Source organism: Aliiroseovarius sp. (assembly GCF_965228805.1).
Classification (GTDB): Bacteria; Pseudomonadota; Alphaproteobacteria; order Rhodobacterales; family Rhodobacteraceae; genus JASBTN01.
This window is the reverse complement of the sequence record NZ_CBDDIE010000003.1, coordinates 436,228-448,316: the sequence shown is the minus strand read 5'-3', so window position 1 is coordinate 448,316 and position 12,089 is coordinate 436,228. Positions and strand designations below refer to the sequence as shown.

13 protein-coding genes are annotated in these 12,089 nt (G+C 65.2%); 4 read left to right on the top strand and 9 right to left on the bottom strand.

Annotation, left to right across the window (positions count from 1 at the left end):
- Positions 1-44: 44 nt before the first annotated feature.
- Positions 45-893, top strand: a complete 849-nt coding sequence (map, locus tag ACO07D_RS03295; RefSeq protein WP_421704979.1) for a type I methionyl aminopeptidase — start codon at positions 45-47, stop codon at positions 891-893.
- 16 nt (positions 894-909) lie between these two features.
- Here map and rsmD read toward each other — a convergent pair whose 3' ends face one another.
- A complete protein-coding gene (gene rsmD / locus ACO07D_RS03290; protein WP_421701524.1) occupies positions 910-1,467 on the bottom strand; it encodes a 16S rRNA (guanine(966)-N(2))-methyltransferase RsmD in 558 nt (185 codons plus the stop codon).
- Positions 1,468-2,673 (bottom strand): NAD(P)/FAD-dependent oxidoreductase, encoded by a 1,206-nt coding sequence (locus ACO07D_RS03285; RefSeq protein WP_421701523.1) that lies wholly within the window; start codon positions 2,671-2,673, stop codon positions 1,468-1,470.
- 182 nt (positions 2,674-2,855) lie between these two features.
- On the opposite strand from ACO07D_RS03285, the gene ACO07D_RS03280 reads away from it, so the two are divergent.
- Positions 2,856-3,338 (top strand): peroxiredoxin, encoded by a 483-nt coding sequence (locus ACO07D_RS03280; RefSeq protein ID WP_421701522.1) that lies wholly within the window; start codon positions 2,856-2,858, stop codon positions 3,336-3,338.
- Here ACO07D_RS03280 and ACO07D_RS03275 read toward each other — a convergent pair.
- From ACO07D_RS03275 to ACO07D_RS03255, 5 genes are all read right to left on the bottom strand, one after another.
- Positions 3,329-4,510 carry a GNAT family N-acetyltransferase gene (locus tag ACO07D_RS03275; RefSeq protein ID WP_421701521.1) on the bottom strand — a complete coding sequence of 394 codons (1,182 nt, stop codon included), beginning with the start codon at positions 4,508-4,510 and terminating at the stop codon, positions 3,329-3,331. The two genes, ACO07D_RS03280 and ACO07D_RS03275, sit on opposite strands and share 10 nt — an antisense overlap.
- Before the next feature lie 30 nt (positions 4,511-4,540).
- Positions 4,541-5,293, bottom strand: a complete 753-nt coding sequence (locus tag ACO07D_RS03270; RefSeq protein ID WP_421701520.1) for a glycerophosphodiester phosphodiesterase family protein — start codon at positions 5,291-5,293, stop codon at positions 4,541-4,543.
- Positions 5,290-5,751, bottom strand: coding sequence for a RidA family protein (locus tag ACO07D_RS03265; RefSeq protein WP_421701519.1), 462 nt, complete (start codon positions 5,749-5,751; stop codon positions 5,290-5,292). Before ACO07D_RS03265 ends, ACO07D_RS03270 begins: the two co-directional genes overlap by 4 nt.
- Before the next feature lie 62 nt (positions 5,752-5,813).
- Positions 5,814-7,115, bottom strand: coding sequence for an HlyD family type I secretion periplasmic adaptor subunit (locus ACO07D_RS03260; RefSeq protein WP_421701518.1), 1,302 nt, complete (start codon positions 7,113-7,115; stop codon positions 5,814-5,816).
- Positions 7,115-8,851 (bottom strand): type I secretion system permease/ATPase, encoded by a 1,737-nt coding sequence (locus tag ACO07D_RS03255; RefSeq protein WP_421701517.1) that lies wholly within the window; start codon positions 8,849-8,851, stop codon positions 7,115-7,117. The genes ACO07D_RS03260 and ACO07D_RS03255 overlap by 1 nt, the downstream gene beginning before the upstream one ends.
- 174 nt (positions 8,852-9,025) lie before the next feature.
- On the opposite strand from ACO07D_RS03255, the gene ACO07D_RS03250 reads away from it, so the two are divergent.
- Together ACO07D_RS03250 and ACO07D_RS03245 are read left to right on the top strand one after the other, a co-directional pair.
- The gene (locus ACO07D_RS03250) at positions 9,026-9,763 is read left to right on the top strand and encodes an MlaA family lipoprotein (protein ID WP_421701516.1); all 738 of its coding nucleotides are present in this window, start codon (positions 9,026-9,028) and stop codon (positions 9,761-9,763) included.
- 7 nt (positions 9,764-9,770) lie between these two features.
- Positions 9,771-10,358: an MlaC/ttg2D family ABC transporter substrate-binding protein gene (locus ACO07D_RS03245; protein WP_421701515.1), complete on the top strand. Its 588-nt coding sequence runs from the start codon at positions 9,771-9,773 to the stop codon at positions 10,356-10,358.
- Between the two features lie 42 nt (positions 10,359-10,400).
- Here ACO07D_RS03245 and ACO07D_RS03240 read toward each other — a convergent pair whose 3' ends face one another.
- Positions 10,401-11,270, bottom strand: coding sequence for a branched-chain amino acid aminotransferase (locus tag ACO07D_RS03240; RefSeq protein ID WP_421701514.1), 870 nt, complete (start codon positions 11,268-11,270; stop codon positions 10,401-10,403).
- Positions 11,271-11,529: 259 nt separating this feature from the next.
- Entirely contained in the window at positions 11,530-12,003 is a 474-nt protein-coding gene (locus tag ACO07D_RS03235; protein ID WP_421701513.1) for a VOC family protein, read from the bottom strand.
- Between the last annotated feature and the right edge of the window lie 86 nt (positions 12,004-12,089).

Genomic DNA, 12,089 nt, shown 5'->3' with positions numbered 1-12,089 from the left:
CGGTTAAGGCCGCGTTCGGGCAGGCTCTGGTTTCTTCGCGCCGCATGGCCTATCTAGGGCCAAAGGCAAGAAGGATTGGACCCTTGGACGACACCCGCGGGCGCACCACGCGCGATGGCATTCGCATCTATGAGCCCGGCGATTACGCCGGCATGCACAAGGCCGGTGCCCTGGCCGCCGACATCCTGGACCGCGTCGCGCCCATGGTTGTTCCCGGCGTGACCACCGGCGAGCTGGACGCAGCGATCGAAGCGATGGTGGACGAGGCGGGCGCCGTGTCGGCGACCATCGGCTACAAGGGCTACAAACACGCCAGCTGCATTTCGCTGAACCACGTGGTCTGCCACGGCATCCCGGGCGAAAAGAAGGTCAAGGATGGCGATATCCTGAACATCGACGTGACCGTAATCGTGGATGGCTGGTATGGCGACACCTCGCGCATGTTCGTGGCGGGCAAGCTCAGCCGCAAGGCCGAGCGACTGATCCAGGTCACCCATGACGCGCTGATCAAGGGGATCGAGGCGGTCAAACCCGGCAACACCTTTGGTGACATCGGTCATGCGATCCAGAAATATGTCGAAGGACATCGCATGTCCGTGGTGCGCGATTTCTGCGGGCACGGGCTGGGCCGCGTGTTCCATGCGCCGCCCAACGTGCTGCATTATGGCCGCCCCGGCTCCGGTCCGGTGCTGGAGGAAGGCATGTTCTTCACCATCGAGCCGATGGTGAACCTAGGCCGTCCCGAGACCAAGGTCCTGTCCGACGACTGGACCGCCGTGACCCGCGACAAGTCGCTGTCGGCGCAGTTCGAGCATTCGGTCGGCGTGACGGCAGATGGGGTCGAGATCTTTACCCTGTCACCGGCTGGCAAATATCACCCGACTTGGGGGTGAGTACCGCTGGGGTGCGTTAGGCCCCTGCTTCCAGGAAGGAAATTTTCGTATCTCCGAATTTGCGGGCGTCCAGCAAGGTCACGCCCTCGGGCGGCGTGATTGCTGCGCTGTCTTCCCAGACGATGAAGGCCCTGGGCGCAACCCAGCCGCCCGCGATGGCGGCGGCCAGCGCTTTTTCCCCCAGCCCCTTGCCATAGGGCGGGTCGAGGAAAATGAGGTCATGCGGTTCGCCCACCCCCAGCCGCGTGGCATCACGACGCACGATCTGGGTGGCATCCTGCGCGCGGCACTTGGCGATGTTCTCGCGAATGAGGCTGAGTGCCTTGCGCCCGTCATCGACGAAGGTGACGGAGGCCGCGCCGCGTGACAGCGCCTCCAGCCCCAGCGCGCCGGTCCCGGCAAACAGGTCCAGTACGCGCGCGTCGGTGACAGGGTTACCGAACCGCCCGCCGGACAGGATCGAAAACAGGCTTTCGCGCGCGCGATCCGTGGTTGGGCGCAGATGCGCGCCCGCGTCGCCCTTGCCGACGGATGCCAGCGCAAGCCCGCGATACTGACCGGCAATGATGCGCATTTACATGAGCGATTTCAGTTCGATGGAGGTGTCCGCGATGGAAGCTTTGTCAGGGCTCTTGCCGCCCTCGATCAGGCGTTTGCCGATCATGTAGGCGCGCGGGTCGTTGGCCGCGTCAACCGCCAGCAGTTCATCGCCCTTGTAATACCAGAAGCTGACCGCGCCCTCCTTGTCGCCCGGCCGCGTGACCACGGTGTCATAGCCCGCGTTCAGCCCGGCGATCTGAAGTTTCACGTCATATTGGTCGGACCAGAACCAGGGTTTGGCGACGTAATCCACGCCCTCGCCCATCATGTTGCGCGCAACGATTTCGGCCTGGTCGATGGCGTTGGGCACGCTTTCCAGGCGGATGCGGCTGCCGCGATAGGGGAAGGAGGCGCAGTCGCCCGCCGCATAGATTGACGCATCCGAGCTGCGGCCCTGCGCGTCCGTCTTGATGCCGTTGTCCAGCTCAAGCCCGGCCGCTTCGGCCAGCGCCGTGCCGGGGGCGATGCCCACGCCGACGACGACGAAATCGACCTCCAGCTCGGTGCCATCAGTCAGCTTGGCGCCGGTTACGCGGGTGTCGCCGGTCAGGCGATCCAGGCCGACACCTTCCAGGATCTTGACCCCGTGTGATCCGTGCAAGTCACGGAAATAGTTCGAGGTTTCGGGCGCGGCCACCCGTTGCAGGATGCGGTCGGCCATCTCGACCAGGGTCACGTCCAGCCCCTTCTTGGCGGCCACCGCGGCGGCCTCCAGCCCGATATAGCCGCCGCCGACGATCAGGACGCGGCGGCCCTCGGCAAACTCCGGCTCCATCGCGTCCACGTCATCCAGGCCGCGCACCACATGCACGCCTTCCAGCGCGCCGCCGATGGCGGCGGGCAGGCGGCGTGGGGTCGAACCGGTGGTGAGTGCCAGCATGTCGTAGCCCACGACCTCATCCCCGATCGTGACGGTCTTGGCCGCCGGATCGATCGCATCCACGCGCGTGTTCAGGCGCAGGGTGATGTCGTTCTCGTCATAAAAGCTCTCGGGTCGCAGGAACAGGCGCTCTAGCTCCATCTCACCCAGCAGGTAGGCCTTGGACAGCGGCGGGCGCTGATAGGGCGGGGCCTTTTCCTCGCCGATCAGGGTCACCTGACCGTCAAAACCAGAGTTGCGCAGCTTGGCCACCAAGGAGGCCCCGGCCTGGCCGGCGCCGATGACGACGATATGGGTCATGAAGAGCGTTCCTTCCTGTTTCCGCGCGAGCCTAGACTGTTTCGCGGGCGAAACGAAACAGGAAAAATCCCGGGTGCGCTTAGGCAAAAACGAAGATGTGATCGGGGTGGGAAGAAAGCGGTTTGCAGGCACGGTGCGCTCGGGCAATCTTGATGCGAGGAATGCGAGCAGGAGAGACACTCATGACCATCGAAACCGGGCAGCGCCTGCCCGAGGCGACATTTACCGAAAAGGACGCGGACGGCATTCACGAGGTCGGCCTGACGGCAAAGCTGGCCGGGCGCAAGGTGGCGATCTTCGCCGTGCCGGGTGCCTTTACCCCGACCTGTGACAGCGCCCATCTGCCCAGCTTCATCCGCAACCTCGACGCTTTGAAGGCCAAGGGGGTGGATGAGGTGATCTGTGTCTCGGTCAACGACCCGCATGTGATGCGCGCCTGGGCTGAGGCTTCGGGGGCGGATGGGATCACCATGCTGGCCGACGCGGAATGCGCCTTTACCGAGGCGATCGGGATGCGGTTCGATGCGCCGCCGGTGGGGCTGATTGCCCGGTCCGTGCGCTATTCGATGCTGGTCGAAGATGGGGTGGTCACGCAGTTGAACCTTGAGGCGGAGCGCGGCGTGTGCAACCTGACGGCTGCCGAGGCGCTGCTGGATCAGCTCTGATCTGAGCGTTTGAACGGACCCATTTCGGTGAGGATCTCGATATCCTCGCCGATGGCCTGCGCCTCGCGGGTGACGAAATCGGACACCGCGTCGCGAAAGCCGGGGTCGGCGATCCAGTGCAGCGAATGGGTGGGCACGGGCATGTAGCCGCGCGCGAGCTTGTGGTCGCCTTGGGCGCCCGCTTCGACCCGGGTCAGTCCCATCGCCAAGGCGTGGTCGATGGCCTGGTAATAACACAGTTCAAAATGCAGGCAGGGGTGGTGTTCGCGCGCACCCCAGTAGCGTCCGTAAAGCGTGTCGCGGCCGATGAAATTCAGGGCGCCTGCGATGGGCACGCCGTCGCGCTCGGCCATGACCAGCAGGATGTCGTCGGCCATAGTGCGGTGGACCTGGTCAAAGAATTCGCGGGTCAGGTATGGGCTGCCCCATTTGCGCGCGCCGGTGTCCTGGTAGAAGTGCCAGAAGGCGTCCCAATGGGCGTCGTCCAGGGCGTCACCGGTCAGCGCGATGATCTGCCCGCCGAACCCCTGCGCGGTGGCGCGTTCCTTGCGGATGTTCTTGCGTTTGCGGGAACTGAGGGTCGCCAGGAACCCGTCGAAATCCGCGTAGCCGTTGTCTTCCCAGTGATATTGCTGCCCCAACCGGTGGATGAGGCCGATCTTGTCCCCGGCAATCGCCTCGTCCTCGGTGCAGAAGGTGACGTGCAGTGACGACAGCCCATTGTCCGCGCCGACCTGCACCGCACCCTGAATGAGCGCGGCCAGCCCTTTTGCCTCGAACCCCGGGCGGGTCAGGAAACGGCGCCCGGTGGCGGGGGTAAAGGGCACGGCGATTTGCAGTTTCGGATAGTACCGCCCGCCCGCGTCCTCCAGCGCATGGGCCCAGGAGTGGTCGAAGACATATTCGCCCTGGCTGTGCCCTTTGGCATAGAGCGGCGCGCAGGCGATCATCTGCCCGTCCTGGTGCACGGTCAGGTAATGCGGCTCCCACCCGGTGCCCTTGCCGACACTGCCCGAGACTTCGAGCGCGTGCAGGAACCGGTGGGTGGTAAAGGGATCGACGGGCCGGATGCTGCCCCCGGGGTGCACCTCGGGGCAGGCGCAGGCGTCCCAGTCCTCGGGCGCAATCGCCTCAAGACTGTCGTGCAGCCGTATCTCGATCCTGTCGCTCATGTTTTGAAGCTAGGGGCCAGGGCCACGCGGTCAAGCCGCGTAGCCTTCGAAGGTCACGTTGTCGGCCACTTTGCGGGCCTGGGCCTCTTCCTCGGGGGTGCGGATGGTCCAGCAGAGCACAGGCAGGCCTTGCGCTTTCAGCTCCGCCACGCGGGGATTGCCCAGGTCGCGGTGGTCGTGGCTGATGAAACAGGCACCGGTGCGCGCCACATCGGGAATGGTGCGCAGGGTGCGGCAGGTTTCCGCGGGCAGGAGTTTCCAGTCGGTTTCATCATAGCCGCTGGTCGTCAGCCCGACCGGTAGGCCGGTGCCCTGCGCGGCAAAGGCGGCGACCGAATGCGGGTTGAAGGACATGACGGCGGCGGGGCCGGTGTAGTCCGCCAGCAGCGCAGCGGCGGCCTGTTCCAGCGGGCCTACGTCCGGGCCCATCGCGCCGTCCTGATCCTTGATCTCGATCAGCAGGGGCACGCGGCCTGCGACCAGATCGAGAATTTCGGCGAAGCCGGGGATCGTCTCATTCCCGCCAGTGAGTGGGATCGTGGCGAGGTCGGCGGCCGTGCGCTGGCGCACGGGCCCCTCGGCAGAGGTCAGGCGGTGCAGCCCATAGTCATGAAACACCATTGCCTGCCCGTCGGCGGATAGCTGCAGGTCGATCTCGATCCCGTAGCCACCCGCGATGGCCGCTTTGATCGCGGCGCGGGAGTTTTCAGGCCGCCCCGCCGCGACATCATGCAGGGCACGGTGTGCGATGGGGCGGTCCAGGAAAATCGCGGGAAGCGTCATTTGATCTGGAAAATCCCTTCGATCTCAACCGCCACACCGAAGGGCAGGGAGGCGGCCGACACGGCCGAGCGCGCGTGGCGCCCGGCGTCGCCCAGGGCTTCGACCATGAAATCCGAGGCGCCGTTGATCACCTTGGGCTGGTCGCCGAAATCGGCGGTGGAGTTCACGAAACCCACCAGTTTCACGACGCGCACCAGGCGGTCCAGGTCGCCGCCGCAGGCCGCCTTGACCTGGGCCAGAAGGCTGATCGCGCAGGCGCGGGCCGCTTCGGCGCCCGCTTCGGCATCCATGTTCTCGCCCAGCTTGCCGGTGATGAATTCGCCATCTGCCATGCTGATCTGGCCCGAGACATGTACCAGGTCGCCGACCTGCACATAGGGCACGTAATTGGCGGCGGGGGCCGGGGCGTCGGGCAGGGTGACGCCCAGCTCGGCCAGGCGCGATTCGTAAGCGCTCATATCAGGGTCCTTTCCTGTTCACTCGCGCGGACGCTAGCGGGGGAAACGCCGGTTGGGAAGCCTCAGTTTTCGCGGAAGGCCTTGTTGAAATAATCCATCAGGGGCTTGACCAGATAGGCCAGGGGCGAGCGGTCGTTCGTGCGCAGGAACGTATCGACCGGCATGCCGGGGATCAGCACCGTGCCCTCGGGCAGGCGGGCGGCTTCGCCCTCGGCCAAGTGCACCTCGGCGCGGTAGAAGCTGGCGCCGCTACCCTCGTCGGTAAAGGCATCCGCCGACAGGGTCATGACCCGCCCAAAGAGTTGCGGGGTGGTGCGGCTGTCGAAGGCGGGGAAGGTCAGGATGACTTCCTGACCGACGAAGACCTGGTCGACATGGATCGGTTCCACCCGTGCGGTGATCACCAACGGGCGGTCCTGTGGCACGATGAACAACACCTGTTCGGCGGGCTGCAACACGGCGCGTTCAGCAAAGACGGCGAGGCCCAGCACGACACCGCCCACAGGCGCGCGGATGTCCAGGCGGGCCAGCTGTTCGTCCAGCGCGCGCAGCTGTTCGGCCAATTCCAGCGCATTGGTCTGGATGTCGCGCAGGGCGGTGATCGCCTCTTCCCGGCGGGTGGTGGCGAGTTTCAGCGCCTCGATCTCGATCTCGGTGATCCGGCCCTCGTTTTCGGCGCGCTGGGCGATCAACTCGCCGCGGCGGCCCTGCAACCCCGCTTCGGTGCGTTGCAGCTCCAACACGCGGGCGGCCTGGGTCAGCCCCTTGTCCAGCAGGGTTTGCTGGTTTTTCAGTTCTTCCAGCAAGAGTTCAAGTTGACGCTCCAGCGCGGCGTGCTGGGCGTCGATCCCGTCAATCTGGCTACGGATTTGGGCGGCACGGCGGGCAAGTTGGCCCGCTTCGGTGGCCAGTGACTCGGCGCGGGAGGCAAACAGGCGCTCCTGACCTGCAAGCTGCGCGGCCAGGTCGGGTTCCTGCGCGGCACGGTCCATCAGGTCGACGGGGAAGGTCACCGCGTCGGCGCCATCGCGTTCGGCCTCAAGCCTTGCGCGGCGGGCCATCAGCTCGTCCAGTTGGCTGCGCGCGATATTGCGTTCGCTCATCAACCGGGTGGGGTCAAGGCGGACAAGAATGTCGCCGGGGGTTACCACGTCGCCCTCGTCCACTTCGATCGACGCCACCACACCGCCATCCGGGTGCTGTACGACCTGGCGGTTCTGGTCGACCTCGACCAGGCCCTGGGCCACCACCGCGCCTGAGATATTGGCCGTGACCGACCATGTGCCGAACCCGCCGACCAGAACGGCCAGCGCGATGAGGCCCAACATCAGGGGCGCGCGGGCCGAGAAGCGTTTGCGGTCCATCAGCTCACCCCCCCGGGTTTGCGTGCGCCCTGGATCTCGCGCGCATTCTGCACGGTCTTGGCCAGCACCTCGTCACGCGGGCCGAAGGCGCGCACCTGGCCGCCATCCAGCACCAGAAGCAGCTCGCATTCGCGAATGCCGTCGGGGCGGTGGGCCATGATCATCACCGCCCCGCCTGCCTGTTTGTGCGCGCGGATCGCCGCGTTCAGCGCGACGGTGCCGTCATTGTCGAGGTTCGAGTTGGGCTCATCCAGCACCAGCAGCACCGGCACGCCGAAGAGCGCACGGGCCAGGCCGATGCGCTGCATCTGCCCGCCCGACAACATGCCACCGCCCGCGCTGACCCGGGTGTCATAGCCATCGGGCAGTTGCAGGATCATCTCATGTGCGGCCGCCTTTTGCGCCGCACGCACCACTGCTTCGTCACAAGGGTTGAGGGCAAGCCCGGCGATGTTTTCGGCAATCGTGCCGTCAAAGAGCTGCACCCGCTGCGGCAGGTAGCCGATGTGCTGACCCAGCACGGCCGGGTCGAACTGGTCCAGCGCCGCGCCATCGAGGCGAATCTTGCCCCCGGCAGGCCGCCAGACGCCGGTGATCGCGCGCGCCAGCGAAGATTTGCCGGCCCCGGAGGCACCGATCACCCCCATGGCCAGACCCGGTTTCAGCTCGAAACTGACCATGCGCAGGGAATGCTGACTCTTGCCCGGGGGCACGACGGTGACGCTTTCCGCCTTCAGATGCGCCTTGGGGCGGGGCAGCTGGGTGCGCGGCGCTTCTTCGGGCAGCTCTGCCAGAAGTTCGCCCAGGTTGCGCCACCCCATGCGTGCGCGCTGGACGACGCCCCATTGGCCGATCAGCACATCGACCGGTGCAAGTGCGCGGCCCAGCAGGATCGACCCTGCGATCATCGCGCCCGCGGTCATTTCGCCCTGCAAGACCAGATAGGCGCCGAGGCCCAGCATCAGCGATTGCAGGAACATGCGTAGGGTTTTTGATAGAACCGAGAACCCGCCGGTGCCGTCGGTGGCGCGCAGGTTCTGGGTCAGGGCCTGGCCGCGCGCGATGGACCAGCGATCGAAGGCCGCATCGGCCATGCCCAGGGCGCGCACCATCTCGGCCTCGTCCCGGACCTGCGCGGCCATGTGTTCGGCCCTCAATGCCGCGATATTGGCCTGTTCCGAAGCGGATTTTGTCGTGGCCTGGTTCAACAGCGCGACCAGCACCAGCACCCCGCCACCGGCCAGCGCCATCAGGCCCAGCCAGGGGTGGAACAGGGTCAGGGCGGCCAGGAAGAACGGGGTCCAGGGCAGATCGTAGAGTGCGGTCAGCACCGGTGACGAGATCATGCGCTGCACCGCTTCCAGGTCACGCAGGTTGTTCACCACGCGGTCGGGGTCCGGCGCGGCGGCGGACTTACGCAACACGGCGGAGAAGACCCGCTTGTCGAGCCGGTTCTGAAACGCGGCGCCGACCCGGGCGAGCACCCGGGCGCGGGCGAAATCCAGGATGCCCATCATGGCAAAGAGGAAGCCCATCAGCACCACGAGCGCGATCAGCGTCGCCTCGCTACGCGAACCCAGAACACGGTCATAGACCTGCAGCATGAACAGCGGCCCGGTCAGCATCAAGAGGTTCACGAAGACCGAAAACAGACCTACGGCCCAGAACAGCCCGCGCGCCTCGCGCCGGGCCTCGCGCAGCTCTTCCAGCCCCTTTTCGCGCTCAACCGCTCTCATGTTGCCAGAATGCCTTTCCGTTCCCTCGCGACGCCAGTATCATGCCCGTCGGCAGGATATCGCGCGCGATTGTTCCCAAATAGTCACATATCGGTCCTGCCAACCGGTTAAAGGCTGGGCAACCTGCCTACATCTATTATGTGAAACCGGACCTGGGTGGAAAGGATGTTTGTTGTGAAAAGGATTGCTGGGCGATTTGCCGTGCTGGGTTTGGCGCTGGCTTTGAGCGCATGTGCGCAGGCCCCGGCCCCCGAGGGTGTGTTTGACCCCAATGAGGCGGGCAATCGGCGGACCTTTGCCTTTAACCAGAATCTGGATCGCGCGGTGCTGTCACCGGCCTCCACCGCCTATGGCGAAGGGCTGCCTCCTGGGGTGCGTCGCGGGGTCAGCAACTTTTCCGACAATGCCAGTCTTCCGGGCACGGTGGTGAACAAGCTGCTGCAGGGGGAACTGGAAGACGCCGTGCATAATGCGATCCGATTCGGTTTCAACTCGACCGTTGGGTTGCTGGGTATCTTCGATGTGGCCACCGATATCGGGCTGGAGGAGCGTGACACCGATTTTGGCGAGACCCTGCATCGCTGGGGCTTTGCGGAAGGGCGTTATGTCGTGCTGCCGGTATTCGGCCCATCAACAGAGCGTGACGCGGCGGGAATTGCGGTTGATTTCGTACTGAACCCGCTTAGCTATGTGGTCCCCAGCCCGGAAAGCAATGTGCTGCCCGTGGCCAATGTGGTGTCACGTCTGGGCGATCGATATGAGTTTGGCGGGACCGTGGATGCGGTGCTGCATGAGGGCGAAGATCCCTATACCAGTGCGCGGCTGTTCTATCTGGACGCGCGACGCTATGAGCTGGGGGTCGAGGTGGCCGAGGATGACCTGTATGACCTGTATGAGGAAGCCTATGAATAAGTTTTCGATGACGCGCCGCGCAGCCCTGGCCGGGCTGGCCGGAGCCGCAGCGCTGGTGGCTCTGCCGGGCCGGGCGCTGGCCATCTCCGCCGGTCAGGCCGAGGCGCTGATTGACAAGGTCGTGGCGGATATCAACAAGATCATCGCCAGCGGCAAGTCCGAGGCGGCGATGATCCGCGATTTCGAAAAGGTGTTCGTCGATTATGCCGATGTGAGTCGCATTGCCCTGCTGGTTTTGGGCCCGGATGGGCGTGCCGCTTCGGCCTCACAAAAACGCGCCTTCACCAAGGCGTTCCAGGGCTATGTCGGGCGCAAATACGGCAAACGTTTCCGCGAGTTCATCGGCGGTCGGATCGAGGTGCGAGGCGCCCGCCCGGTCAAGAGCTTCTATGAGGTGCAGACCATGACCACGATCACCGGCCATGCGCCGTTCGAGGTGGTCTTTGTGGTCTCGGACAAGAATGGTCGCTTCATCGACATGAAGATCGAGGGCATCAGCCTGGTGAAATCCGAGCGCAGCGAAATCGGAGCCATGCTGGACCGGCGCCGAGGCGATTTGAACAAGCTGATCAACGATCTGAAGTCCGCGGGCTGACCACGGACCTGGCTCAGGTGCGGAGGGATTACTCCGCGCCTCTTAGCCCGAGCTTAGGGCCCAATCCCAATACATCTCGCGCACCTGCCGCGTCATTGGCCCGTGCTGATACATGGTGCCTTCGAACTCGGTCACTGGCGTAACCTTGGACATGTTGCCAGACAGGAAGACCTCGTCGGCCGCGCGCACGTCGTCAAAGCTCAGCACGCATTCATGCACCTTGACCCCGTTTGCGGCCAGGTTCGCGATATGCCGCGCGCGGGTAATTCCCGCCAGGAAGGTGCCATTGGCAATCGGGGTAAAGACCTCGCCATCGCGCACGATGAAGACATTGGCGGTGGCGCTTTCGGCGACATTGCCCAATGCGTCGGCAACCAGGGCGTTGCGGTATCCCTTGGAGCGCGCCTCGACCAGCATGCGGGCGTTGTTCGGGTAGAGACAACCGGCCTTGGCATTGACCACCGCGCTTTCCAGCACCGGGCGGCGGAAGCGGGTGGTGGCAAGGGTCGTGGTGGCATTTGCGTCAGCCATGGCGATGGCTTCGAGGCTGATGGCGAAACCGGTGGTTTCCGGGTCGGGGGCAATGGCGCTGGCCGTCATGTCGGCGTTGATGCCCCAGTACATCGGCCGGATATAGACCGCCTCGTCGGTGCCGAACCCCTTCAGCCCCTCGCGCACGATCTGGACCATGTCCTCGGTGATGACAGTCGGGGTCAGCATCAAGGCGGCGGCGGAGCGGTTCACCCGAGCGCAATGGGCATCCAGATCGGGGGCCAGGCCTTCGAACCAGCGTGCCCCGTCGAACACGGTCGTACCCAGCCAGGCGCCGTGATCGGCGGCGTTCATCACGGGGATGTCGCCCTCGTGCCAGCTGCCATTGAACCAGGTGCGAATTTTGCTGCCGAATGCCATGATGCGTCCTCCTCGGCGCGCAGACTATCAGCGCGGCGCGTACTGTCCAGACCACGTGTTGCCACAGCGAGAGCGTGGAAAAAGCGGGCGCCCCCGGGGGATAGACCGGGGGCGCCATCCGCGCGGACAGGCGGGGATAGACGACGCGCGGGGTGCGCGCAGGGAAAGGGGCGAAGGTTGGCCGACCCCGGGGATTCGCGCGCAGGGAGAGGCTAGGGCAGGGAGGTTGCGGTTTTGTGACAGGGTTCGACTGCTGGGATCAGACGGCCTCGGCCAACAGCGCCTCGACATCCAGGGGTGCGGTGCCCATGGCCAGGTTGCCGTCCGCATCGCGCGGCCAGTCGGCGCGGATGCGGTCCCGGTAGAGCTCGATCCCGTTGCCGTCGGGATCGGCGAAATAGACCGCCTCGCTGACGCCGTGATCTGAGGCGCCGTGCAGCAGCACGCCCGCCTCGACCACCCGTTTCACCGCCTGCGCGAGCGCGGCCCGGGAGGGGTAGAGGAAGGCGACATGGAACAGGCCCGGGCTGCGTTTCGGCGCCGGGGGCTGGCCGCGACTCATCCAGGTGTTCAGCCCGATCTGGTGGTGGTAGCCGCCGGTCGACAGAAAGGCGGCCTGATCACCCAACTGTTGGGTCACCTCGAAGCCCAGCACATCGCGGTAGAAGGCGATGGACCGGTCGAGGTTGGAAACTTTCAGGTGCACGTGACCGATGGTGGGTGTCTGGGTCATTTGGATCTCCTTTGTGCAGACATATAGACATCTGTGCATCCACGCGGAACTCCGCAGAGGCGAACGAGTGTTGTGCATGCATGCGC

What these genes read in the sequence shown, in the direction of transcription:
- map (WP_421704979.1), top strand. Translation starts at nt 45, where the DNA reads ATGGCCTATCTAGGGCCAAAGGCAAGAAGGATTGGACCCTTGGACGAC.
- ACO07D_RS03245 (WP_421701515.1), top strand. Translation starts at nt 9,771, where the DNA reads ATGACGCGCCGCGCAGCCCTGGCCGGGCTGGCCGGAGCCGCAGCGCTG.
- ACO07D_RS03270 (WP_421701520.1), bottom strand. Translation starts at nt 5,293, where the DNA reads ATGACGCTTCCCGCGATTTTCCTGGACCGCCCCATCGCACACCGTGCC.
- rsmD (WP_421701524.1), bottom strand. Translation starts at nt 1,467, where the DNA reads ATGCGCATCATTGCCGGTCAGTATCGCGGGCTTGCGCTGGCATCCGTC.
- ACO07D_RS03255 (WP_421701517.1), bottom strand. Translation starts at nt 8,851, where the DNA reads ATGAGAGCGGTTGAGCGCGAAAAGGGGCTGGAAGAGCTGCGCGAGGCC.
- ACO07D_RS03240 (WP_421701514.1), bottom strand. Translation starts at nt 11,270, where the DNA reads ATGGCATTCGGCAGCAAAATTCGCACCTGGTTCAATGGCAGCTGGCAC.
- ACO07D_RS03265 (WP_421701519.1), bottom strand. Translation starts at nt 5,751, where the DNA reads ATGAGCGCTTACGAATCGCGCCTGGCCGAGCTGGGCGTCACCCTGCCC.
- ACO07D_RS03280 (WP_421701522.1), top strand. Translation starts at nt 2,856, where the DNA reads ATGACCATCGAAACCGGGCAGCGCCTGCCCGAGGCGACATTTACCGAA.
- ACO07D_RS03285 (WP_421701523.1), bottom strand. Translation starts at nt 2,673, where the DNA reads ATGACCCATATCGTCGTCATCGGCGCCGGCCAGGCCGGGGCCTCCTTG.
- ACO07D_RS03235 (WP_421701513.1), bottom strand. Translation starts at nt 12,003, where the DNA reads ATGACCCAGACACCCACCATCGGTCACGTGCACCTGAAAGTTTCCAAC.
- ACO07D_RS03260 (WP_421701518.1), bottom strand. Translation starts at nt 7,115, where the DNA reads ATGGACCGCAAACGCTTCTCGGCCCGCGCGCCCCTGATGTTGGGCCTC.
- ACO07D_RS03275 (WP_421701521.1), bottom strand. Translation starts at nt 4,510, where the DNA reads ATGAGCGACAGGATCGAGATACGGCTGCACGACAGTCTTGAGGCGATT.